We start from the raw sequence: 20,578 nt of genomic DNA, 5'->3' as shown, positions 1-20,578 counted from the left end.
GTGTGATTGACAGCATACCCGGATTTAGTGCCAACTATCCCGTGCAATCGTATTTGGCTTGCCTTTCTGCGCTCCCGTCTTCGGCTGCCTCAGGAGGTCCAAAGACCCGGTTGTCTTAAGCATCGCGTGATCTTGCGACGATGCATGGACGGAGAAGGACGCAGACATGACGACCGGCACAGTCAAGTGGTTCAACACCACCAAGGGTTATGGATTCATCATGCCGCAGGATGGCGGCAAGGATGTGTTCGTCCACATCACCGCGGTTCAGGCTGCCGGCCTGCGCGGATTGGACGAAGGACAGAAAGTCACCTTCGACGTCGCAATGGAGCGCGGCAAGTCGACGGCGACGAACCTGAAGCCTGCCTAGTGACCCGGGTCTGAGTTCGCCCCAGCAGGCGGACCCCAGTCTCGCGCCATTGGTGCGTTGCTCGTAGTGGCTTGCTTGTCGTCCACGTCCGGCGTGTTGCGCGTCGAACCTCGGAGACGAGCCGCGAGGCTTTGGGAGGCTTCGGCTAAGCGGCCGGTTGGTGGGACAGCCGGTCGTAATTCTGAGGAGGATAAGACCATGGCCGTCGGAACGGTTAAATGGTTCAACGCGACAAAAGGGTATGGCTTCATCATGCCGCAGGACGGCGGCAAGGACGTCTTCGTTCACATCACGGCGGTTCAAGCCGCCGGCCTCAAGGGGCTGAACGATGGGCAGAAGGTCAGCTACGAAGTAGCGATGGAACGTGGCAAGGCAGCGGCCACCAACCTGAAGCTGGCCTGACCTAGCGCCGCTTCCCCGACAGTATTCCCCGGCTGGGCCGTTGGCAGACGGCACCAGGTCAGATCCATGCCCGCGAGGTGGTTCCATGTTCTCTTTGTCGGAGCTTGAACGCGCCGCCGACGTGGTCCACGTCCATCTGTCCGCAACGCCGCAAATCGCCTGGCCGCTACTGCGCAAGCGGATCGGTGCCGAGGTTTGGGTCAAGCACGAGAACCATCTGCCGACCGGCGCCTTCAAGGTTCGCGGCGGGGTGGTGTTCGCCGAGGGGTATTCACGCCAGGAGCGGACAAGCAGCGACGAGGCGGGAGGGCATCGGGGGCGCGGGCTGATTTCGGCGACGCGTGGCAATCACGGTCAGTCGCTGGCCTGGGCCGGCGGCCACTTCGGCCTGCCAGTGGTGATCGTCGTCCCGGTCGGCAATAGTGCGGAAAAGAACGCGGCGATGGCGGCGCTGGGCGCCACGCTGATCGAGCACGGTGCTGATTTCGAGGAGGCCCGTGAGGCCGCGCAGCGCCGCGCCGCTGCCGAGGACCTGGTATTCGTGCCGTCATTCGCGCCCGACCTGGTCAAGGGCGTGGCCAGCTATGCGTTGGAACTGTTCCGTTCGGCACCGCCGCTGGACGCGGTCTATGTGCCGATCGGGCTTGGGTCCGGCATTTGCGGCACAATTCTGGCGCGCGACCTGCTGGGCCTCGGCACCGAGGTCATCGGGGTGCAAAGCGTCGGCGCCGACTGTTATGCGCGATCGTTCGCAGCCGGCTGCGTCGTTGCCGGCAACCGGGCGGATACCAGGGCCGATGGCATCGCGGTGCGGCAACCCGACCCGGAGGCATTGCGCATTATCCTCGGCGCCGCCGCCCGCGTCGTGACGGTCGAGGACGCGGCCATCGCGGAAGCGATCCGGGTGTACTGGACCGACACGCACAACCTCGTCGAGGGGGCCGGAGCGGCCCCGTTGGCCGCGTTGATCAAAGAGCGCGAGGTGATGCGCGGCAAGCGCGTCGGGTTGATCGCCAGTGGCGGCAATATCGATCTTGCGCTGTTCCGGTCGTGGGTCGGGTAGACCAGAGCGGTTTCAGGGTGGCCGTAACTTCTGCTCTGTGTTTTGAGCGAGCAACTTTATCGGCCTGACTTTCCATTCAAGCCGATGTTGGCATAGAGAAAAAAAGCGGTCCTGGCGGTTACCTCCGCCAAATCCAGAATCACGCCGGCCCGTGCTGGGCGTTGGACAACCTGCTATTCGGCGGCCTTGGCCTTGCGTGCCGGCCATTCGTCGAGCGGGATGCGCGGCAACTCAAACCGGTCGGTCACCCGGGCGTACCAGCCACGGCCATGCATGCGCCCGATCAGGTCGAGCTTCGGCGTGTCGATGTAGCAGCGATCCTTGTCCAGCACGCAGTCGTCGCGGACGTGGACCGCTAGCACCTTGCCGAGCACCACGGCGCGGTCGATGCCGACCTCGACGACGACCAGGCGTTCGCATTCGAACGAGACCGGGGCCTCCGCGATGCGCGGCGGCTTGACGTGGTGCGAGGCGGCCGTGGTCAGGCCGGCTTCCTTCAGTTCGTCGACGTGCTTGGGGAAATCGATCGCGGTGACGTTCATCGGTTCGGCCAGTTCGTAGCTGACCAGGTTGATGACGAATTGCCCGGTGCGGCGGATGTTGCCGCCGGTGTCCTTGACGTCGCCGGGGGCGCGGCCGCCGATGCCGAAGGCGAGCACCGGGGGGTTGCCGGAGACGGCGTTGAAGAACGAGAACGGCGCCGCGTTCAGCGTGCCGTCGGTGTCTTGCGTGGTGACCCACGCGATCGGCCGCGGCCCGACGGTCGAGGTCAGCAGCTTGTAGATATTGTCGTTCTCGATGTCGACAAAGTCGAACAGCATGACGGCCTCATATGATTGCTGGGTGGCAGCGTTAGGCGGTGGCTGGCCCGCTGTCCAGGCGGGCATACCGGACGGGCCGCCCGGGGTGGTGCCGGTGGTGGTGGCGGGGGGTGGTGCACCGGTGGTGGTGCGCGGGGGTGGTGTTGCGGGCATCCCGCCAGGCTGTATGGTCGGGGCCGAAACCATCCAGGGACCCAGATCCATGCGCCCATCCGGCCGTGGCGCCGACGCACTCCGCGCGGTGTCGATCACCACCGGCTTCGCCCGCCACGCCGAGGGTTCGGCGCTGATCCGCATGGGCAATACCGAGGTGTTGTGTGCCGCCAGCGTGGAAACTAGGGTTCCGCCGTTCCTGCGCAACACCGGGCTGGGCTGGGTCACCGCGGAATACGGCATGCTGCCGCGGGCGACCCACACAAGGGGCGATCGCGAGGCGGCGCGCGGCAAGCAATCCGGCCGCACCCAGGAAATCCAGCGCCTGATCGGGCGGTCACTGCGTGCCGTGGTGGACCGCGCCGCGATGGGCGAGATGTCGATCACGCTGGACTGCGACGTGCTGAACGCCGACGGCGGCACGCGCTGCGCCGCGATCACCGGCGCCTGGGTGGCGCTGTCGCTGGCGTTTCGCCACCTGGTCAAGATAAACGTGCTGAAGACGGTGCCGCTGACCGGGCAGGTCGCCGCGGTGTCCTGCGGCATCGTGTCCGGCGAGACGGTGCTGGACCTGGACTACGACGAGGATTCGGGCGCCGATGCCGACGCCAACTTCGTGCTGACCGATGCCGGCGGCCTCGTGGAGATCCAGGCCACGGCGGAAAAGAGTGCGTTCACCGAGGCGCAGTTCCAGCAGCTTCTGGCGCTTGCCCGCGCCGGCACCGGAGTGCTGTTCGCCCAGCAGCGCGGCGCGCTTGTGGGCTGACGGTGCGCACGCTCAGCCAGGGTCAGCAAGTGGTGCTGGCCAGTCACAACGCGGGCAAGCTGCGCGAGTTCGCCGCGCTGCTTGGCCCGGTTGGCATCAAGCTGGTGTCGGCCGCCGCGCTTGGATTGCCCGAACCGGAGGAGGACGCGGCGGATTTCGCCGGCAATGCTCGGATCAAGGCGGTGGCGGCGGCGACGGCAAGCGGGCTAGCGGCACTGTCCGACGATTCCGGCTTTTGTGTCGCCGGATTGGGCGGCGCGCCGGGCGTACACTCTGCCCGCTGGGCCGGTCCGTCGAAGGATTTCGCCGGTGCGATGGAGCAGGTGCATCAACGCCTTGGCGATACTGTTGACCGGCGCGCCTGGTTCGTTGCGGCGCTGTGCCTGGCGTGGCCCGACGGCCACACGGCGACGTTTCTTGGCCGGACCGACGGTGCGGTAGTCTGGCCGCCGAGGGGCGATAAGGGTTTTGGATACGATCCCATGTTCCTGCCTGGCGGCACCCAGGCGACCTTCGGCGAGATGGACCCGGACGCCAAGCACGCGGTCAGCCATCGGGCCAGGGCGTTCGTCCAGGTTCTGGCTTTCTGCCTAGGTTGAGCCGCCGGCGGCGGCGCGACTACACTGATGCCCCGGGGGGCATCAGTGTAGTCGGGGGTGTTGCCGCGGGTCGTTTGGGTGGGTGCGGCAAGTTGGTAACGAAACAGGAAGACAATGATGGCGAATGCGTCGGGCTCGGGTATGGACGGCAAGACCAACTGGCAAGGCGCGATCTACGATCTGCTGCGGGCCAATGGCGTCACCCAGTTCTGCTATGTGCCCGATGCCGGGCATAAGGTTCTGATCGATCGGTCGTTGGCGGATCCGGATGCGCACTCGGTGCCGCTGACCACCGAGGAGGAAGGCGTGGCGATGGTTGCCGGCGCCGATCTGGGTGGGGCACGGGCGGTGCTTTTGATGCAGTCCTCGGGCGTCGGCAACTGCATCAACATGCTTTCGCTGACCCAGGGCGCGCGGTTTCCGCTGCTGACGCTGGTGTCGATGCGGGGCGAGTATGGCGAGGGCAATCCGTGGCAGTTCGCCATGGGCCAGGCGGTTGAGCCGGTGCTGCGGGCGATGGGGGTTATCGTATTGCGGGCGGAATATCCGCATGAGGTGGCGGCGACCGTGGGCGCCGCGATCACCATGGCGTTCCAGTCCGGCCAGCAGGTCGCCGTGCTGCTGACTCAGCGCCTGATCGGCGCCAAGAAGTTTTAGGGACACTCGGTCATGGCCAAATTGAACAAGCTGCAGACGGCGAGCCTGCCCGATGCCGTGCTGGATCGCCGGCGCGCGGTGCCGGCGCTGATCGAACGTCCGGGTGACTTCCTGATGGTCGCGGGGCTGGCCGGCACGGCGTGGGAGCTGTCGGCGCTGACCCACGAATCGCCCAGCCTGTTCGGGCTTGGCGGTGCGATGGGGGCGGCGCCGATGATGGGCCTGGGGCTGGCGCTGGCGCAGCCGAAGCGGCGCGTGCTGGTGGCGACCGGCGACGGCGAACTGCTGATGAATGTCGGCGCGCTGGCAACGATCGCGCTGCAGAACCCGCCCAACCTGACCATCATCTGTGTGGACAATGGTCACTATGGCGAGACCGGCAACCAGGACAGCCACACCGGGCTGGGCGTGCGGCTGGACCTGATCGCCGCCGGCTGCGGTTTCCCGGTGGTGCATGTGATCAACGCCGAGGCCGACATGGCGGAGGGCCGCCGACTGGTGCGCGAGGGTGGCGGCCTGTCGTTCATCCTGCTGCGGGTCACCGAGGGCCCGGCGACGCATGACGGCAAGAAGAATCTCGTTCCGCACGTAGAGCGAGATCGTTTTAGGTCCGCACTGCTTGGATGACGCGCTAGCCCTGCTGACGCTGCAGCTTGAATGGGGTGCCGACGAAAGCATTGGGGTGGAGCCGGTCGACCGGCTGCGACCCGTCGAGGCCAGTCCGGTCGCGGGCAGTCCGGTGGCGGGCAGTTCGGCCGCGGCCAGTGCAGCGCCGCGCGGTCTGCCGGTGGGGGTGTTGCCGCCGGGCAGTCAGGGCACTCAGGGCACGCCGGGCAGTCATGGCACACCGGGTGAGCGGGCGCTGGCGCTGGCGGGGCGGGCGGCGACGCTGGACGAGCTGCGCGCCGCGCTGGCCGGGTTCGACGGCTGCGTCTTGCGCGATACCGCCAGCAACCTGGTGTTCGCCGAGGGTGATCCCGACAGCGCCACGCTGATCATCGGTGAGCCTCCGGGCCGCGAAGAGGACCGCAGCGGCCATCCGTTTGCCGGACCCGAGGGCCAGTTGCTGGATCAGATGCTGGCCAGCATCGGGCTGGGTCGGGGCGAACTGATGCTGACGCCGCTGCTGCCCTGGCGCCCGCCGGGCGGCCGGCCGCCCTCGCCCGGGGAGATCGCCATCTGCCTGCCGTTCCTGCACCGCGTGGTGGCGTTGGTGAAGCCGCGGCGGATCGTGCTGTTCGGAGCCACCGCGGTACGGGCGATGCTGCCGCAATCGCAGCTTCGGCGGCGCGGTCCGCGCAATTGGGTCGAGGGGACCATACCAGGCATGCCAGCGGCGCTTGCCGTGCTGGCCCTGCCGGGGCTTGCGGACATGCTGAAGAACCCGCCTCTACGGCGGGATGCATGGGCAGGACTGCGGCTGTTGCGGCGCGCGATCGACCAACCGCCTACAGAAACGTGACTGCGGATTAACCAGAGATTAAATCGCCGTTTTCCGCGATCCGTCGCAGCAATAGTTATTCGTCTCATCGCAAGTGGTTGCGTCTCGTGGGCGGAGCGGCTAGCGGAACGGCCATGCGAGGGATCGGTTATACGCTCTCCCGCCTTCCTAGGGTCCGGGCGGTTCTCGCTGGGGCGACGATTCTCGTGGGGGCGATTGCGTCTGCCGCGCACGGACAGGGCTCCGAATCGGGGAACGGCATAGGGGCAGCCACAGATGGCGCGCGGCCTGATGGCACGCGACCTGACAGTATTGCACTGGGCGAGGCCGCGCCGGCGGTGGCGCCGGACGGCGCGCCGAGCGTGGCGTTGCCGCGGCCGCTGGAGGCTGGCGACGCGGACTTGATACGGCGCGCGTTTGCGTTCCAGGCGCGTGGTGACATTCCGAACGCGATCCGTTCGCTCGCAGCGCTGAGCGACCCGCTGCTGCTGGGCAGTGTGCTGGCGGATCGCTATCTTGGCCGCCACCACTGGTCCACGCCGGACGAACTCTCGGATTGGCTGCTTCGCTATGGCGATCAGCCCGAGGCGCCGGCGATCCGGTCGCTGTTGCTGACCCGGCTGCCGAGGACCGCGACTCCGCCGCCGGCGGCGGACGTCGCCAGTCTGAGCCGTTTCAGCCCAGCGGCGACGATGCCGGAGGATATCGACCCGCCGCGCGACGATATCAATCGGCAGCCGTTATTGGATCGAACCGTTCTCGAACTGGCGCAACGTGGCGCCACCGTGGCGGCACTACGCCTGATCGGCCGCGCGCCGGGCGTCGATACCGCCTATGGCGGTCAGTTGCGCGCCGAGGTGGCGCAGGTGTTGTTCACGCGGAACGAAGATGCCGAGGCGCTGCGTGTCGCGCGGTTGTCGGTGGCCGGTGCGGCGGATCGGCCCGGACTGGGGTTTTATATCGCCGGCCTGGCGGCCTGGCGGCTGGATCGGTTGGCATTGGCACGTGGTTTGTTCGAGGCCGGCGCGAACGGTGACAGCGGGCCCGCGCGCACCCGCTCGGCGTCGGCGTTCTGGGCCTGGCGTGCCGGCCGCGCGACGGGTGATCCGGTCGCCGCGCTGCACTGGCTGCATGTCGCGGCGGAGCAGCGCTTTACCTTTCACGGCGTGCTGGCGCGGCGGATCCTGCGGATGGACACCTCGCCGCGGCCAGGGGGAGAGGCGCTGACCCAGTCCGATGTCGATGCCGTGGCGGCCGCCACCAGGGGTAGGCGCGCCTTCGCCTTGCTGCAGGTCGGCCAACCCGAACGCGCCGAGGCGGAACTGCGGGCGCTGTGGCCGAATGCGGTCGCCGCTCCGGCGCTGGCGCGGTCAGTGCTGCGGGTTGCCTCAGCCAGCGGCATGATGGACTGCGCGGCGCAGATGGCGGCGTCGCTGCATGCGCGGGATGGTTTGAAGCAGGCGGAGCTGCACTTCGCGCTGCCGCGATTGCGGCCGGCCGGCGGGTTCAGGATCGATCCGACATTGGTCTATGCGCTGACCCGGGTGGAATCCAACTTCGACCCGCGGGCGGTTTCGCCGGCCGGCGCCCGCGGCCTGATGCAGATCATGCCGGCGACGGCGCAGTACATCACCGGCGATGTGCTCGAAGCCGGCGATCGCCTGCACCAGCCGGCGTTCAACCTCGACGTCGGCCAGCGTTACGTCAGCTATCTTGCCGGGCTGGATGGTATCGATAACGACCTGTTACGGTTGCTTGCCAGCTACAATTCCGGGCCGGGGAATTTCAACCGCTGGGGCGCGGAGCTGCGCGACCAGGGCGATCCGCTGCTGTTCATCGAAGCCATTCCGATCGCCGAGACCCGCGGCTTCGTAGAGCACGCCCTGGTGTATTCGTGGATCTACGCCGCGCGCATGCACCTGCCGGCGGCCAGCCTCGATGCGCTCGCGGCCGGCGAATTCCCCCGCTTCACGCCGCCACGCCAGGGGCGCAGACTGGCGTTCCTGACGCCGAACCCGCAGTGACCGTTCGGCGTCTATCCGCCGGAGGTATCAGGCATGGCCCGTCCAGAGCAGAGTTATCCGTTCATCCCGATCAACATCGCGGTGTTGACGGTGTCGGACACCCGCACCCGGGCCGACGACACCTCGGGCGACGCGCTGGTCGAACGCATCGAGCAGGCCGGCCATCGGCTCGCCGAACGCGGCATCGAGAAGGACGACACGGCGGCGATCGAGAGCGTGCTGCGGCGCTGGATCGCCGATCCCCTGATCGACGTGGTGATCACCACCGGGGGCACCGGAATCACCGGGCGCGATGTGACGCCGGAAGCGTTCGAGCACGTGATCGAGAAGCGCATCGAGGGCTTCGGCGAGTTGTTCCGCATGCTGAGCTACCAGAAGATCGGCACCTCGACGATGCAATCCAGAGCCATCGGCGGCGTCGCCGGGGGGACGTATCTGTTCGCGCTGCCAGGCAGCACGGGTGCGGTGAAGGACGGCTGGGACGATATCCTGGTGTCGCAGTTGGACAGCCGCCACCGGCCCTGCAACCTGGTCGAGCTGATGCCTCGGTTGCAGGAGCATTTGAAGCCGGCGGCGGAATAGCGTGCCTTACGGTCTTTCCCTGCGGCGCTGAACCGGGGTAAGACGCCCGGGGATGCTGAACCGTCGCTTCCATTCGTCGGGGCTGTTCGCGGTGCTGCTGGCGCTGATGGTGCAGCTTGGCGTGGGCGCCAGCGTGCCGCGGATCGATCCGCTGACTGGCGTTGCCGCACTGTGCCACACTGAACATGACGGCGGTGGGGAACATGACGGCGGTGGGCGACCGTCGAAAGCACCGTTGCATCCCGCCGACTGCCTGGCGTGCCCGTTCTGCGCCGCGCTGAACGCTGCCGCTTTCGTCCTGGTTCCGGTCATCGACCGTCCGTCGCCGCCGGCGCTCGTGGTGGTCGACAAGACCGCACTGCCGCCGCCCGCGACCGCGCCGCCGATTACCGATCGGGCGCCCGGGCAGCCAAGGGCACCGCCGATCCTTTCCTGAGCACATCCGCCGGCCCGTCGCGTTCGGGCCTGATCTTTGTCGCGTCAGGAGTCCATCTTATGAGACCGCTGTCCCTGTTAGCTTCGCTTGCCGTTGGCTCGCTGGCATTGAGCCATCACGCCGATGCCCACGGCTTCGCCGGAGACCACATGTTCATCAGCACGCTGCTGATCGACGATGCCAACGTCGCCGACGAGGCCAGCCTGCCAACCTTCAGCTACCAGCCGCAATCGGCCGACGGCGGCCCGACGCCCAATCTGTATGGGGCAAGCTTCGAGTTCGACAAGCGGATCACCGAGAATTTCGGGTTCGCGCTGAACCAGGGCTACAACTGGCTGACGCAGCCAGGCGCGAAGACCGCCAATGGCTGGCAGAACCTTGTCGTTACGCTGAAATACAAGCCTTACGTGAACGACCGGCATGAGATCCTGCTGTCGGTCGGCGTGCAACGCGAGTTCGCGCGCACCGGCGCCAACGGCAGCAACGGCGCGGTGCTCGACAATGACGACAGCGGGTCGACCACCCCGACGCTGTATTTCGCCAAGGGCTTCGGCGACATTCCGGTGGGCTGGCTGCGCCCGTTCGCGCTGACCGGCGAGCTTGGCTACCAGATCGCCGACAAGAAGCTGAAGGTCGATCCGGTCGACGGCACGCCGATCAACAACGGCATCGCCAATGGTTGGACCGGCGGGTTGTCGCTGCAATACAGCATCCGCTATCTGTCGGCTGAGGTGAAGGATTACGGCCTGCCCGACTTCGTCAACAAGCTGACACCGGTGGTCGAGCTGGCCTGGTCATCGCCGGCCAGCAAGCCGAACCAGGACAGCACTCAGTATCTGTGGGGTGTTGGGCTGAACTACACCGCCACCACCTATGCCGTCGGGGTCGAGGCGCTGGTTCCCGGTAATCGCGACAGTGGGTCGCATTTGGGCGTCATCGCCCAGTTCCATCTGTATTTCGATGACCTGCTGCCGCACAGCCTGGGCAAACCCATCGTTGACTGGTTCTGATGCCATGAAAGCAATCATCATTGCCGCCGCCGCGTGCCTGATCGGTCAGGCGGCGTGGGCACATGCCTTCCTGGATCATGCCTCACCTGCTGTCGGGTCGACGGTTTCGGGGTCGCCGCCGGCGGTCTTGCTGACCTACACCGAACCGGTGGAGCCGCTGTTCAGTTCGGTGCAGGTGACCGATGCCGGCGGCGGCCGAGTGGATCAGGGCAAGCCGGTGGCAGAGAACCATGGACGGGTGCTGCGGGTCACGCTGAAGCACCTGGCGCCAGGGCCTTATAGCGTGGAATGGCATGTTACCTCGGTCGATACCCATAAGACCGAGGGGCATTTCAGCTTCGCTGTCAAACCCTGAATGATCGGCCTCGCCACCACCATCGCGCTGCTGCGCGGGCTGCACCTTGCCGGCTGCCTGTCGTTGTTGGGCGGCGGCGGCTTCATCGCCTGGATGTTGCCGGCGGCCTGGGTGGTGGCGGACCGGTTGGCTAACCGGCTGCGGCTGGTGTGCCTGGTCAGCGGCGGCGTGGCGCTGCTGGCCGGGGCGGCGTGGTTTGCTTTGCAGGCGGCGGCGATCGCTGGTGCCGGCACGCTGGCTGACGCGGGCGGCGCGCTGCCGGTGGTCGCGCTGCACACAAGATACGGCCATGTGCTGATGGCACGGCTGGGGTTGCTGCTGGGCGCGGTTTTGCTGGTAGCGCCGAGGTCGGCAACGCGGCAAGCGCCGCTACCGGCGACGAAAGCAGCCCGCCGGGGCGGGGCGCGCGCCAGGCTTTATGGCGCCATCGTGTTGACCGCCGCGGCGTTGAGCCTCGAGGGCCTAATCGGTCATGCCGGGGCGACGGCGGGGACGCTGGGCGATGGGCTGGTGCTATCGGAATCGCTGCATCTTCTGGCGGCGGGAATCTGGCTGGGAGCGCTGCCGCCGTTGTGGTTCAGCATAAGAGCGCTGCCGCCGGGGGCGGCGGCGGCGGTGTGCGAGCGGTTTTCGCCGATCGGCCTGGGCTGTGTCCTGCTGCTGGCCGGCACCGGCCTGGCCCAAGGGATGCAACTGATCGGCAGCCTGCCGGCGTTGTTCGGCACCCGCTATGGCCATTTCGCGCTGCTGAAGATCGCGCTGTTTCTGTTGGCGCTGATGCTGGCCACGATCAACCGGCTTTGGCTGACCGATCGACTGACGGCGGAAGCACCCGGCGCCGCTCGACGTTTGCGTGTATCGGTGCTGATCGAGACCGGCATCGGCCTGGCGATCATTGCCGCGGCGGCGTTCATGGCCGCTTCGCCGCCGGCCGCCGAAAGCACGCCGGTGTGGCCGTTTGCCTGGCTGCCCGGCCCGGTGACGAATCCGGAGGCCTGGCGCGAGGTGGCGGCGATCGGCGCGCTGCTGGCGGTGCTGGGCGTGGCGTTGGTGGGCGCGGCGTTGCTGTGGTGGCGGCGGCGGCGGGCCGACGACAACCGCGGTGCGTGGCATCCGCGTCAACCCGATCAGGCGACCGAGCGGAGCTCAAAATGAACGCGACCCCTGGGCCGAAGGGCCCGCCGAACCGGATACTGTATGCGACGATGGGGGTGTTGCTGGCGGTGCTGCTGATCGGCGCTGGGGGATTTTTGTGGCTTAGCGGCAACGGCGCCAACGGCCCGATCTCGATCGGTGGTCCGTTCACGCTGCAGGACGGCAACGGCAAGACGGTCACCGACCGGGATTTCCGCGGCAAGTATATGCTGGTGTATTTCGGCTACACGTTCTGTCCGGATGTCTGCCCGACCACGCTGAATGCGGTTGCCGATGCGATGGACAAGCTTGGTCCGGCGGCTGGCCGCATTCGGCCGTTGTTCATCTCGGTCGATCCGAAGCGGGACACGCCGGCGGTGGTCAAGCAGTATGCCGCGGCGTTCGGACCGGAATTCACCGGGCTGACCGGGACGCCGCAGGAGATTGCCGCGGCGGCGAAGGAGTATCGGGTGTACTACGCCGATCATCCGACCGGGCCCGGGACGGACGATTACTCGGTGGACCACAGTTCGGTGCTTTACCTGATGGGCCCTGACGGGCGGTTCATCGCGCCGGTGCGAGCCGACCAGTCGGGCGATCAGATCGCCGCCAACCTGAAGAAGCTGATGGGTTAGGGCCGAAATCGCACCGAACCGGCCCGGGGACGGCGGTTTTGAGTCCCAAAGGCACCCGCCTTGCCGTAGAAGGGTAGAACAACCGTACAGTACTGGGAGCCTGTAAATGTCGAAATCGAGAAATATTTCGCGCCGCGGCGCGGTTAAATTGGCCGCCGCGGCGGCCGCGCTGCCGCTGGTGCATATCCGCACCGCGGGCGCCGCCGGAAAACTCAATATCGGGTTCTGGGACCATTGGGTGCCCGGCGCCAACGATACCATGAGGAAGCAGGTCAATGCCTGGGCGGACAAGAACAAGGTCGAGGTGACGGCCGACTTCATCACCACCTCGGGCGGCAAGCTGCAGTTGACCCCCGCGGCCGAGACCCAGGCCAAGGCCGGCCACGACGTGATGACGTTCATCACCTGGGACGTGCAGAACTACGCCGACTCGCTGGAGCCGGTGGACGACGTGATGGCCCGGCTGATCGCGGCCAACGGCGAAACCAACAGCGTGGTCACCTACCTGGCCAAGTCGAAGGGTCATTGGGCGGCGGTGCCATCGAGCAGCGGCACCCAGACCAAGCCGCCGTGCGCGCGGATCAGTTGGTTCAAGCAGAACGGGCTGGACCTGGAGGCGATGTATCCGGCGAAGAACGAGAAGAATGCACTGCAGGACAACTGGACCTGGGAGACTTTCCTCAAGTTCGCCGAACTTGCCGCCAAGAGCAAGATGACCTTCGGGATGGGCATGGGCGGCGGGCTCAACACCGACGCGACCGACACCCACGGCGCGATCTTTGCCGCGTTCGGCGGCGCTTTGATCGATGCCGAGGGCAAGTCTCAGTTGAAGTCCGACGGCACCCGCCAGGCGATGGAATATGCGCAGCGGCTGGTCAAGTTCTATCCGGCCGATGCGGTCAGCTATGACGACGCGTCGAACAACCGAGCATTGATCTCCGGCAAGTCGGCGCTGATCTTCAATCCGCCCTCGGCCTGGGCGGTTGCCAAGCGCGATGCTCCGGCGGTGGCGGCGGATTGCTGGACGTTCCCGGCGCCGTCTGGGCCGAAGGGGCGCTTCGTGCCGACGCAGGACTATTTCTGGGGGGTCTACAATTTCAGTTCGAACAAGAGCGCCGGCAAGGACTTGGTGGAGTTCCTGATGCAGCGCGACAATATCGAGGCGCGCGACATCACCAGCGATGGCTACGACCTGCCGCCGTATGCCAAGCTGAACGACTTCAAGATCTGGGAACAGGTCGGGCCGCCGACCGGCACCGTGTACAATTATCCGCTGCGCTCGGACAGCGGGCAGAAGCCGTCGCTGACCGCGATGGAAGCTTCGCCCGACGTTGCGGTGCAGATCTACAATCGCGGCGTGCACAATCAGATCTTCGCGCGTCTGCGCGAGGGCCAGACGATACCCCAGGTGGTTTCCTGGGCGCAGGACGAACTCGACGGGTATACGCGTTGACGTAGGGTGTGCCGGCCGGCCGGGGGCGCTGTCCAGGCGCCGCCTTGGCCGGTCGGCGATCTGCCCGGGTGGCGCTATCGCTGCTTACCAGTGGTGGTAACCGTCGTGCCAGCCGCCGCCCCAGCCGCCACCCCAACCGCCACCGATCACCACTGACGGGCCGAAATATCCTGGGCCGTAGCCGTAGTATGGCGCCGGAGCCGGGTAGTAGCCGGGCGGGTAACCGGCGGCATATCCGGTCGGCGCGCTCTGCACGCTGTTGCCCCTGGAATACATGCACTGGGTATAGGCGGTGTCGTAACGGGCCTGCACGTTGCCGCCGGCCGCCTGGGCATTGTTGGCACCGATCGCGCTGCCGGCTAGCAGGCCGGTCGCGCCGCCGATCGCCGCGCCGGCACCGACCGCACCGCCAACCGAACCCAGTGCCGCGCCCAGGCCGGCCCCCAGCGCGGTGCCGAGCGCGGCGCTGCCGACCGCGCTGCTGTTGGCTGCCTGGGTCGCCGACGCGCCCCCGGTCTGCTGCGTGGCATAGCCGCGGCAGGTGGCGTCATCCTGCTGGAATGCGTCGAACGGTTTTCCCTGCGCCGGCAGTGCCATGACGCTGGGCCCTTGCGGTGGCGCCACCGCGCAAGCGCTGACCGCCAGAACCGATATGATGCCGAGTGCCGAAACCGCGCGTGTCATGTGAGGGATTCCCGAACCGATATCCGAAGACAGCCATACCGAACGGCCTGACGGCATAATCTAGATCGTGCCCGGTTGTCACGATGTAACATAGTGTGAACATTTACCCAAGCAATGGGTTTGTCCCGTCCTGTTCGCCCCCAGTCCTGTTCGCCCCCAACTCCTGTTCGCCGCAGTCCGCTGCATTGGCGTGCGGCCGGTGGCGGCTTCTGCTGTCGCCGCGCCTGCCGCATGATCGCGGCTTCGAATTCGGCCTGGCAGTGCAGTGGACAAGGGGGATCGAGGCATGGGCGAGCAGATCGAGGAACTGGCGCGGTTCGCCGCGCGGACCGAATGGGACGACATCCCGCCAGCGGTGCGCCGGCACGCCAAGCTGGTGGTGCTGGACACGCTGGGCGTCATTCTCGCCGGGTCGCAGCGGCCCGAGGTTCGGGCGTTGCGCGAGCGTCTGGATAATTCGGCTGGGCGGGGTGCGACGATCTATGGCCGAGGCTGGCCGGGGGGCGATGCGCGCAGCGCCGCTTTGCTGAACGGGATCGCCGGACGCTCGATCGAGTTGTGCGAGGGCTTGCGGTTGGTATCCGGGCAGGCGGCGGTTCAGGTGCTGCCGGGTGTGCTGGCCATCGGTGAAGCCCTCGGGCGTTCGGGCAAGGAGATGATGACGGCGTTCGTGCTGGGCTACGACATCGCCGCTCGGCTTTGCGGGGCGTTCACTCCGTGGAAGCTGGCGCACCAGAATGGCCAGGCTTGCCTGCTGGCAGCGGTCGCCGCGGGGGCTCGGCTGCAGGGTCTGGACGCCGGCGGGATCAGCCGGACGATGCGGATCGGGGTCACGCTGATGCTGACGCCCAGCTATACCAACGTAGTGGCGGGCGCGACGGCGTTGAACGTGGCGGGCGGCATGAGCGGTTTCGCCGCGGTGCTGGCGCCCGAGCTGGCCGCGTCCGGCTTTGAGGCCGAGGCCGACGCCATCGAGCAGGCGCTTGGAAACCTGGTGGGCGCCGGCTTTGATCCCGACCACCTGCTGGATAAGCTGGGTTCGACCTGGCACATCACACGGAATTACTTTCGGCTGTATGCCTGCTGCAATCCGATCCATCCGGCGCTCGACGCATTGGCGGAGTTGCTGGGGGAGCTGCGGCCGGCGGCCGGTGAGATCGACCGGATCGATGTCGACACGTATGGCTTTGCCTCGGTCATGCGCAATCCTGCACCGGCGAACTATTTCGCATCGAAGTATTCGCTGCCGCATGCGGCGGCGGCGATGGTGGTCAATGGGAGCGCCGGCCATGGGTCGTTGGATGATGCGGCACTGAGCGACGCGGCAATCGCGGCGCTGCGTGGCCGGGTGCGGATCAGCGAGGATCCGGCGATGACCGCGCGTTTGCCGGACGCGAAACCGGCCCGAGTGAGCGTGACGCTGACCGATGGACGGCAAGCGACGCGGGCGGTGGAGAGCCACCGAGGCGATTTCAACCAGCCGTTCGCGGAGTCGGAGATCCGCGCCAAATTCCGCGAGCTGGCGGGTGAGGTGCTGACCCCGGAGGGGACCCGCGCGGTTGAGGCGGCGGTTGACGGTTGCGAGCAGTGGGACAGCGTCGCCGAGCTGGTGGCGCTGCTGCGTTTGCATGGCCGAGGATGATGCCGGGGCGGGTGGTTCAGTGCGAGATCTTCTCTAGCTCCAGGTTGCTGGTGCGCGGGCCGAAGATGCCGATCGACAGCACCACCATCAGCATGGCGAAGGCGATCAGGCTGAACACGCCGGTGGTGCCGTTGAAGTGGGAAAAGAAGAAGCCGATGATGAAGCTGGCGAACACCGTGCTGATCCGGCTGAAGGCGTAGGTGAAGCCGACCGCTCGGGCGCGCACGCGCGTGGGGAACAACTCGCTCTGATAGCTGTGGAACGAGTACGACAGGATGTTGTTCGACAGCGTGATCAGCACGCCGAACAGGATGAGCAGCGGCATGGTGGATTGTTGCGAGAACAATACGCCGAACACCGCGATGCAGATCGCCGCGCCGACCAACTGCCATTTTCGCTCGAACTTGTCGGCGAAGGTCATTGCCAGCAGCGGGCCGAACGGGTTGGCGATGGCGATAATGAAGGCGTATTGCAGGCTGCCGGCGAGGTTGATGCCGATCTGCTTGGCGATCAGGGTCGGCACCCAGGCGGCAAAGCCGTAGAAGCCGAAGGTCTGGAAGAACTGGAACACCATCAGCATGATGGTCCGGCTGCGATAGGGCGGCCGCCAGATCTCGCTGAAGGCGCCGCGGGCGGACAGGTCGTCGACGTCATGCGGGGCGGCCTGTGCCAGGGCTTGGCCGCCGCGGTCGGCGACCACCTTGGCCTCGATCTGGGTGGTGATGATCTCGGCTTCCCGCAGGCGGTTATGGGTTAACAGCCAGCGCGGGCTTTCCGGGATGGCGCGGCGCAGGAACCAGACGAACAATGCGCCGATGGCGCCGATGGCGACGACCCAGCGCCAGCCGTCCCAGCCCAGCGGCTTGAGCGGCACCAAGATGTAGGCGAGCAGGGCGACCACCGGCACCACGCCGAACGCCACGCACTGGTTGAAGGCGAAGGCTCGGCCTCGCATGTGCTTGGGCACCAGTTCAGCGACGTAGGTGTCGATGGTGACCAGTTCGACGCCGATGCCGATGCCGGCGATCATGCGCCACAGGCAGACGCCCCACCCGGTGGTCTGGAACGCCATCACCAGGGTGGCGGCGCAGTAGGCCAGCATGGAGAAGGTGAAGATCGCGCGGCGGCCGTATTTGTCGGCGACGAAGCCGAACACGAAGGTGCCGATGAACAGGCCGAAGAACGTGGAGGCGACGAACACCGCCGGGCCGGAGAATATGCCGAGCGAAACGCCGGTCAGCAGGCCGGCCTTGACCAGGCCCGGGATGATGTAGCCGGTCATGAACAGGTCGTAGAACTCGAACATGCCGCCCAACGACAGCAGCGTGACCATCACCCAGATGTGGCGGGTGGCCGGCAGCCGGTCGAGGCGCGCCAGGATGGCGGACGCGGTTTGAACCTCGGCGCCGAATGGGGCCGTGCCTGTGGTGGTTGACATGGTTTCCTCCCGCGGGCGGTGCCGCTCTTCGTTCAGCGTTTGGCTTGTGACGGCCTGCGTGGCGCTGCCAAGATGTGTCGCAATAGTGGGAAACAGCGCCGGGGGGAAGCTCGGTCGCCTGAGAAGACGTCAGTCGCAGATCGGCTTCGATTTGCCGTCGCTATATCCGGCGCCACCGCGATTAGGCGGGCATTGCAGGGTGACGTCGATCAGCAGGCCGGGAGGTGCTCCGGGCGGCGCGGTCTGCTGCATCGGCGCCGGCTGGAGGGTGGAGTCGAGACCGTTGACCTGAAAGTAGCGCGCCATATTGCTGACCCGAAGGTCGCGCTGGTAGGCGGGCAGGGCGGAGGTATCGGTGAGCTGGATCCGCATCAGGCTGGGATCGAGCAGGCCCTCGATGACGCTGGCGCGAACGTCGCGTCGTTGGTCGTCCAGCGCCTGTTCATCAACCGGGAACGATGACGGACTGAGCAGGGTGACCCTCGCGCCATCGGGAATCGGCTGCAGGGCGGCGTTGCCGGATGCGATATCGGAGGCCAGCCGTTGCCGCAGGCGATTATCGAGGTTCCGTGCGGTGTGCGTCGGGCCGAACCAGCCGCAGGCGGAGAGCAGCAGCGGCAGAACGAGCAAGGCGGCGTGGCGCGGTGCATGAGGGTGCATGGTGCAAACGATCTCCCGCCGACGATGTCCCACCGAGGATCTTCCATGGGGGGCCCGATACGAACAGCGATCGAACTGTATGGATTCGGTGTCGGTGAAGCAAGCGGCGCCAGGGTTCACGATTTGGCAAGCCTGGGGGCGGCCCCTTTGTTTAGCGCGCGTGTTCGCCGGTTCAGAAGGGACCTGCTCTAGTACCGCGCATCAGTGAAGCGCGACACGTCGACCCTTGTTTAAGTATCCGACTCACGCGCCGAATCGCGGACGCGGCGCGTCTCGCGGTTCCCTGCGATCGGATACTAGCCGCGGCCCCTGCGGGCGATGAAGTCGGGGAAGGCGTCCTCGGCCTTGGCGCCGCGCATGACGTTGGTGGTGTAGGCCTTCTCGGCTGCCCACTGCGCCTCCAGGTCCTGACTTAGTTGTTGCAATAGCAACGACTTGATGCCGGTGACCGCGCCTCTGTGGTTGTTCGCGATCATGCCGGCCAGCCACATGGTCTTTGCGCGGAGCTGGGCTCGCGGCACCAGATGGTTCAGCAGGCCGATGCGGTAGGCTTCCTCTGCTTCCACCACGCGGGCGCTAAACAGCAGTTCCTTGGCGATCGGCCAGCCGACCTGGTTGGGCAGCGTCCAGGTGCTGTTGATCCGGCCGTAGGCGGCGGCGAGGAAGCGGAACTTGGTTTGTTCGCAACCCACCCGCATGTCGAGCGAGGACGACAGCACCGCGGCCCCGCCATAGGCCAGCCCGTTCATCATGCCGATAGTCGGCTTGCGGCTGGCGCTGATCTCGTAGCCGCGGCGCGGGTCGATCATGGCATCGAGCTGTTCGGGAGTGTAGCGGCGATCGTCTTCGCGCTGTTCATGGATGTCACCGCCGGCGGAGAACGCGCGATCGCCGGCTCCGGTGATGACGATGCAGCCGATGGCGTCGTCGGCGTCGAGCGCTTTCACCGCGTCGGCCAGTTCGCCCGACAGCTTGCGGTTCATCGCGTTCAGCACGTCGGGTCGGTTGAGGGTGACGATCCCGACGCCGTCCTGGCGGTCGAGCAGGATGTGTTCATAGGTCATGACGCGGTCCTCCGGCGCTGAGCGTGGCACAAGGGGTGGGGCGCGTCGATCCGGTGTTGTTGCGGGGTGGCATCGGATTGGGCCGGCGCGGCGGTTTGCGTGATGGGGCGGTTGCATCGTGCGGCGGTTGCACGGTGGGGCGAACGGCTTCAGTGTTTGCCGGACAGAAAAAGGGAGCTTTCCGGGATGTGGGAGAAGCGTCAGGTCGGGCAGACCAAGTTGCGGGTCACCGCGTTGGGTCTTGGCACCGCGACGATGGGGGGTAGCCGCATTCCGATCACCCAGGAGCAGGGCCAAGCGATCGTGACCGCGGCGTGGGACGCCGGGGTGCGCTATGTCGATACGGCTCCGTTCTATGGTGTCGGGGCGGCTGAGCACCGGGTGGGCGATGCGTTGCGGGGCAAGCCGCGTGACGAGTGGGTGCTGTCCACCAAGGTCGGCAGGTTGTTGCGTCCAAAGACCGATACCGTGCCGTCGGCGGATGGGCGGCTGTCGCCGATGCCGTTCGATGTCGTCTATGACTACGGCTATGATGGCATCATGCGGTCGGTGGAGGACAGTTACCAGCGGCTTGGACTGGCGCGGATCGACATTCTTTATGTGCACGATATCGGGGTCTATCAGCACGGGCCGGAGCTGAACGCGCGGTATCTGAAGCAACTGCGCGACAGCGGCTACAAGGCACTGCGGCAGCTTCGCGACAGCGGCGCGGTCAGCGCCATCGGCATCGGAGTGAACGAAAAGGCGGTGCTGATCGAGGCGCTGGGGTTCGGCGACTGGGACGCTTTCCTGCTGGCCGGGCGCTATACGCTGCTGGAGCAGGCGCCGCTGGATGACCTGATTCCGATGTGCCAGTCGCGCGGCACGTCGCTGGTGATCGGCGGTCCGTTGAACTCGGGCATCCTGGCCGGGCGGGAGACCTGGAACTACGATACCGCGCCGGGGGAGATCGTGGATCGGGTGCGCAAGATCGAGGCGGTGTGCAAGGCGCATGGCGTGCCGTTGCCGGCTGCGGCGCTGCAGTTTCCGCTGGCTCATCCGGTGGTGGCGGCGGTGATTCCGGGGCCTCGGGATGCGGCGGAGTTCGAGGCAAACCTGCCGCTGTTCACGATGAAGATTCCGCCGGGGCTGTGGTCGGATTTGCGCAGCGAGGGGCTGTTGCATCCGAATGCGCCGGTGCCGGATTAAG

The 20,578-nt window shown here is 66.7% G+C and carries 23 protein-coding genes; 18 read left to right on the top strand and 5 right to left on the bottom strand.

Annotation, left to right across the window (positions count from 1 at the left end):
* The first annotated feature begins 166 nt into the window (after nucleotides 1-166).
* From ACQY4T_RS24165 to ACQY4T_RS24155, 3 genes are all read left to right on the top strand, one after another.
* Complete coding sequence (locus ACQY4T_RS24165; RefSeq protein ID WP_428489589.1) at nucleotides 167-370, top strand: cold-shock protein; 204 nt, start codon at nucleotides 167-169, stop codon at nucleotides 368-370.
* A gap of 198 nt (nucleotides 371-568) precedes the next feature.
* Nucleotides 569-772 (top strand): cold-shock protein, encoded by a 204-nt coding sequence (locus ACQY4T_RS24160; protein ID WP_104522754.1) that lies wholly within the window; start codon nucleotides 569-571, stop codon nucleotides 770-772.
* 85 nt (nucleotides 773-857) lie between these two features.
* Nucleotides 858-1,835: a threonine dehydratase gene (locus tag ACQY4T_RS24155; RefSeq protein ID WP_428535863.1), complete on the top strand. Its 978-nt coding sequence runs from the start codon at nucleotides 858-860 to the stop codon at nucleotides 1,833-1,835.
* 173 nt (nucleotides 1,836-2,008) lie between these two features.
* Here the strand turns inward: ACQY4T_RS24155 and ACQY4T_RS24150 are convergent, their stop codons facing one another.
* Nucleotides 2,009-2,656, bottom strand: coding sequence for a flavin reductase family protein (locus tag ACQY4T_RS24150; RefSeq protein ID WP_428535861.1), 648 nt, complete (start codon nucleotides 2,654-2,656; stop codon nucleotides 2,009-2,011).
* Between the two features lie 202 nt (nucleotides 2,657-2,858).
* Between ACQY4T_RS24150 and rph the strand changes: the two genes are divergently transcribed.
* The 13 genes from rph (at nucleotide 2,859) to ACQY4T_RS24085 (ending at nucleotide 13,901) form a co-directional block, all read left to right on the top strand.
* Nucleotides 2,859-3,575 (top strand): ribonuclease PH, encoded by a 717-nt coding sequence (rph, locus tag ACQY4T_RS24145; RefSeq protein ID WP_428543055.1) that lies wholly within the window; start codon nucleotides 2,859-2,861, stop codon nucleotides 3,573-3,575.
* Between the two features lie 2 nt (nucleotides 3,576-3,577).
* Nucleotides 3,578-4,174, top strand: coding sequence for a non-canonical purine NTP pyrophosphatase (locus ACQY4T_RS24140; RefSeq protein WP_428535859.1), 597 nt, complete (start codon nucleotides 3,578-3,580; stop codon nucleotides 4,172-4,174).
* Between the two features lie 117 nt (nucleotides 4,175-4,291).
* A complete protein-coding gene (locus ACQY4T_RS24135; RefSeq protein WP_428535857.1) occupies nucleotides 4,292-4,831 on the top strand; it encodes a thiamine pyrophosphate-binding protein in 540 nt (179 codons plus the stop codon).
* A 12-nt stretch (nucleotides 4,832-4,843) separates the two neighbouring features.
* Entirely contained in the window at nucleotides 4,844-5,458 is a 615-nt protein-coding gene (locus ACQY4T_RS24130) for a thiamine pyrophosphate-dependent enzyme (RefSeq protein ID WP_428535855.1), read from the top strand.
* Nucleotides 5,451-6,293, top strand: coding sequence for a uracil-DNA glycosylase (locus ACQY4T_RS24125; RefSeq protein ID WP_428535853.1), 843 nt, complete (start codon nucleotides 5,451-5,453; stop codon nucleotides 6,291-6,293). Before ACQY4T_RS24130 ends, ACQY4T_RS24125 begins: the two co-directional genes overlap by 8 nt.
* 317 nt (nucleotides 6,294-6,610) lie before the next feature.
* Nucleotides 6,611-8,296, top strand: coding sequence for a transglycosylase SLT domain-containing protein (locus tag ACQY4T_RS24120; RefSeq protein ID WP_428535851.1), 1,686 nt, complete (start codon nucleotides 6,611-6,613; stop codon nucleotides 8,294-8,296).
* A 33-nt stretch (nucleotides 8,297-8,329) separates the two neighbouring features.
* Complete coding sequence (gene moaB / locus ACQY4T_RS24115) at nucleotides 8,330-8,878, top strand: molybdenum cofactor biosynthesis protein B (RefSeq protein WP_428535849.1); 549 nt, start codon at nucleotides 8,330-8,332, stop codon at nucleotides 8,876-8,878.
* Nucleotides 8,879-8,930: 52 nt separating this feature from the next.
* Complete coding sequence (locus ACQY4T_RS24110; RefSeq protein ID WP_428535847.1) at nucleotides 8,931-9,314, top strand: DUF2946 family protein; 384 nt, start codon at nucleotides 8,931-8,933, stop codon at nucleotides 9,312-9,314.
* A 59-nt stretch (nucleotides 9,315-9,373) separates the two neighbouring features.
* A complete protein-coding gene (locus ACQY4T_RS24105; RefSeq protein ID WP_428535845.1) occupies nucleotides 9,374-10,324 on the top strand; it encodes a hypothetical protein in 951 nt (316 codons plus the stop codon).
* Nucleotides 10,325-10,328: 4 nt separating this feature from the next.
* Nucleotides 10,329-10,679: a copper resistance CopC family protein gene (locus tag ACQY4T_RS24100; protein WP_428535843.1), complete on the top strand. Its 351-nt coding sequence runs from the start codon at nucleotides 10,329-10,331 to the stop codon at nucleotides 10,677-10,679.
* Entirely contained in the window at nucleotides 10,680-11,834 is a 1,155-nt protein-coding gene (locus tag ACQY4T_RS24095) for a copper resistance D family protein (protein ID WP_428535841.1), read from the top strand.
* The gene (locus ACQY4T_RS24090; RefSeq protein WP_428535839.1) at nucleotides 11,831-12,448 is read left to right on the top strand and encodes an SCO family protein; all 618 of its coding nucleotides are present in this window, start codon (nucleotides 11,831-11,833) and stop codon (nucleotides 12,446-12,448) included. The genes ACQY4T_RS24095 and ACQY4T_RS24090 overlap by 4 nt, the downstream gene beginning before the upstream one ends.
* 106 nt (nucleotides 12,449-12,554) lie before the next feature.
* Nucleotides 12,555-13,901, top strand: coding sequence for an ABC transporter substrate-binding protein (locus ACQY4T_RS24085; protein ID WP_428535837.1), 1,347 nt, complete (start codon nucleotides 12,555-12,557; stop codon nucleotides 13,899-13,901).
* Nucleotides 13,902-13,985: 84 nt separating this feature from the next.
* Here ACQY4T_RS24085 and ACQY4T_RS24080 read toward each other — a convergent pair whose 3' ends face one another.
* On the bottom strand, nucleotides 13,986-14,585 hold the full coding sequence (locus ACQY4T_RS24080) for a YMGG-like glycine zipper-containing protein (RefSeq protein ID WP_428535835.1): 600 nt from the start codon (nucleotides 14,583-14,585) through the stop codon (nucleotides 13,986-13,988).
* A 286-nt stretch (nucleotides 14,586-14,871) separates the two neighbouring features.
* Between ACQY4T_RS24080 and ACQY4T_RS24075 the strand changes: the two genes are divergently transcribed.
* Complete coding sequence (locus ACQY4T_RS24075; RefSeq protein ID WP_428535833.1) at nucleotides 14,872-16,227, top strand: MmgE/PrpD family protein; 1,356 nt, start codon at nucleotides 14,872-14,874, stop codon at nucleotides 16,225-16,227.
* Nucleotides 16,228-16,243: 16 nt separating this feature from the next.
* Here the strand turns inward: ACQY4T_RS24075 and ACQY4T_RS24070 are convergent, their stop codons facing one another.
* The 3 genes from ACQY4T_RS24070 to ACQY4T_RS24060 all read right to left on the bottom strand — a co-directional run bounded on the left by ACQY4T_RS24070 (nucleotide 16,244) and on the right by ACQY4T_RS24060 (nucleotide 19,389).
* On the bottom strand, nucleotides 16,244-17,665 hold the full coding sequence (locus ACQY4T_RS24070) for an MFS transporter (RefSeq protein ID WP_428535831.1): 1,422 nt from the start codon (nucleotides 17,663-17,665) through the stop codon (nucleotides 16,244-16,246).
* A gap of 129 nt (nucleotides 17,666-17,794) precedes the next feature.
* Entirely contained in the window at nucleotides 17,795-18,325 is a 531-nt protein-coding gene (locus tag ACQY4T_RS24065) for a hypothetical protein (protein WP_428535829.1), read from the bottom strand.
* A 296-nt stretch (nucleotides 18,326-18,621) separates the two neighbouring features.
* Nucleotides 18,622-19,389: an enoyl-CoA hydratase/isomerase family protein gene (locus ACQY4T_RS24060; RefSeq protein ID WP_428535827.1), complete on the bottom strand. Its 768-nt coding sequence runs from the start codon at nucleotides 19,387-19,389 to the stop codon at nucleotides 18,622-18,624.
* Nucleotides 19,390-19,575: 186 nt separating this feature from the next.
* On the opposite strand from ACQY4T_RS24060, the gene ACQY4T_RS24055 reads away from it, so the two are divergent.
* Nucleotides 19,576-20,577, top strand: a complete 1,002-nt coding sequence (locus tag ACQY4T_RS24055; protein ID WP_428535825.1) for an aldo/keto reductase — start codon at nucleotides 19,576-19,578, stop codon at nucleotides 20,575-20,577.
* Nucleotide 20,578 lies beyond the last annotated feature (1 nt).

The organism is Rhodopila sp., assembly GCF_965277825.1.
GTDB lineage: Bacteria > Pseudomonadota > Alphaproteobacteria > Acetobacterales > Acetobacteraceae > Rhodopila.
Note: the sequence above shows the minus strand (reverse complement) of the source record. Positions and strands in the feature narration are given on the sequence as shown.

What these genes read in the sequence shown, in the direction of transcription:
- ACQY4T_RS24165 (WP_428489589.1), top strand. Translation starts at nt 167, where the DNA reads ATGACGACCGGCACAGTCAAGTGGTTCAACACCACCAAGGGTTATGGA.
- ACQY4T_RS24095 (WP_428535841.1), top strand. Translation starts at nt 10,680, where the DNA reads ATGATCGGCCTCGCCACCACCATCGCGCTGCTGCGCGGGCTGCACCTT.
- ACQY4T_RS24135 (WP_428535857.1), top strand. Translation starts at nt 4,292, where the DNA reads ATGGCGAATGCGTCGGGCTCGGGTATGGACGGCAAGACCAACTGGCAA.
- ACQY4T_RS24110 (WP_428535847.1), top strand. Translation starts at nt 8,931, where the DNA reads ATGCTGAACCGTCGCTTCCATTCGTCGGGGCTGTTCGCGGTGCTGCTG.
- ACQY4T_RS24105 (WP_428535845.1), top strand. Translation starts at nt 9,374, where the DNA reads ATGAGACCGCTGTCCCTGTTAGCTTCGCTTGCCGTTGGCTCGCTGGCA.
- ACQY4T_RS24155 (WP_428535863.1), top strand. Translation starts at nt 858, where the DNA reads ATGTTCTCTTTGTCGGAGCTTGAACGCGCCGCCGACGTGGTCCACGTC.
- ACQY4T_RS24075 (WP_428535833.1), top strand. Translation starts at nt 14,872, where the DNA reads ATGGGCGAGCAGATCGAGGAACTGGCGCGGTTCGCCGCGCGGACCGAA.
- ACQY4T_RS24150 (WP_428535861.1), bottom strand. Translation starts at nt 2,656, where the DNA reads ATGCTGTTCGACTTTGTCGACATCGAGAACGACAATATCTACAAGCTG.
- rph (WP_428543055.1), top strand. Translation starts at nt 2,859, where the DNA reads ATGCGCCCATCCGGCCGTGGCGCCGACGCACTCCGCGCGGTGTCGATC.
- ACQY4T_RS24085 (WP_428535837.1), top strand. Translation starts at nt 12,555, where the DNA reads ATGTCGAAATCGAGAAATATTTCGCGCCGCGGCGCGGTTAAATTGGCC.
- moaB (WP_428535849.1), top strand. Translation starts at nt 8,330, where the DNA reads ATGGCCCGTCCAGAGCAGAGTTATCCGTTCATCCCGATCAACATCGCG.
- ACQY4T_RS24160 (WP_104522754.1), top strand. Translation starts at nt 569, where the DNA reads ATGGCCGTCGGAACGGTTAAATGGTTCAACGCGACAAAAGGGTATGGC.
- ACQY4T_RS24090 (WP_428535839.1), top strand. Translation starts at nt 11,831, where the DNA reads ATGAACGCGACCCCTGGGCCGAAGGGCCCGCCGAACCGGATACTGTAT.
- ACQY4T_RS24070 (WP_428535831.1), bottom strand. Translation starts at nt 17,665, where the DNA reads ATGTCAACCACCACAGGCACGGCCCCATTCGGCGCCGAGGTTCAAACC.
- ACQY4T_RS24100 (WP_428535843.1), top strand. Translation starts at nt 10,329, where the DNA reads ATGAAAGCAATCATCATTGCCGCCGCCGCGTGCCTGATCGGTCAGGCG.
- ACQY4T_RS24130 (WP_428535855.1), top strand. Translation starts at nt 4,844, where the DNA reads ATGGCCAAATTGAACAAGCTGCAGACGGCGAGCCTGCCCGATGCCGTG.
- ACQY4T_RS24080 (WP_428535835.1), bottom strand. Translation starts at nt 14,585, where the DNA reads ATGACACGCGCGGTTTCGGCACTCGGCATCATATCGGTTCTGGCGGTC.
- ACQY4T_RS24060 (WP_428535827.1), bottom strand. Translation starts at nt 19,389, where the DNA reads ATGACCTATGAACACATCCTGCTCGACCGCCAGGACGGCGTCGGGATC.
- ACQY4T_RS24055 (WP_428535825.1), top strand. Translation starts at nt 19,576, where the DNA reads ATGTGGGAGAAGCGTCAGGTCGGGCAGACCAAGTTGCGGGTCACCGCG.
- ACQY4T_RS24065 (WP_428535829.1), bottom strand. Translation starts at nt 18,325, where the DNA reads ATGCACCCTCATGCACCGCGCCACGCCGCCTTGCTCGTTCTGCCGCTG.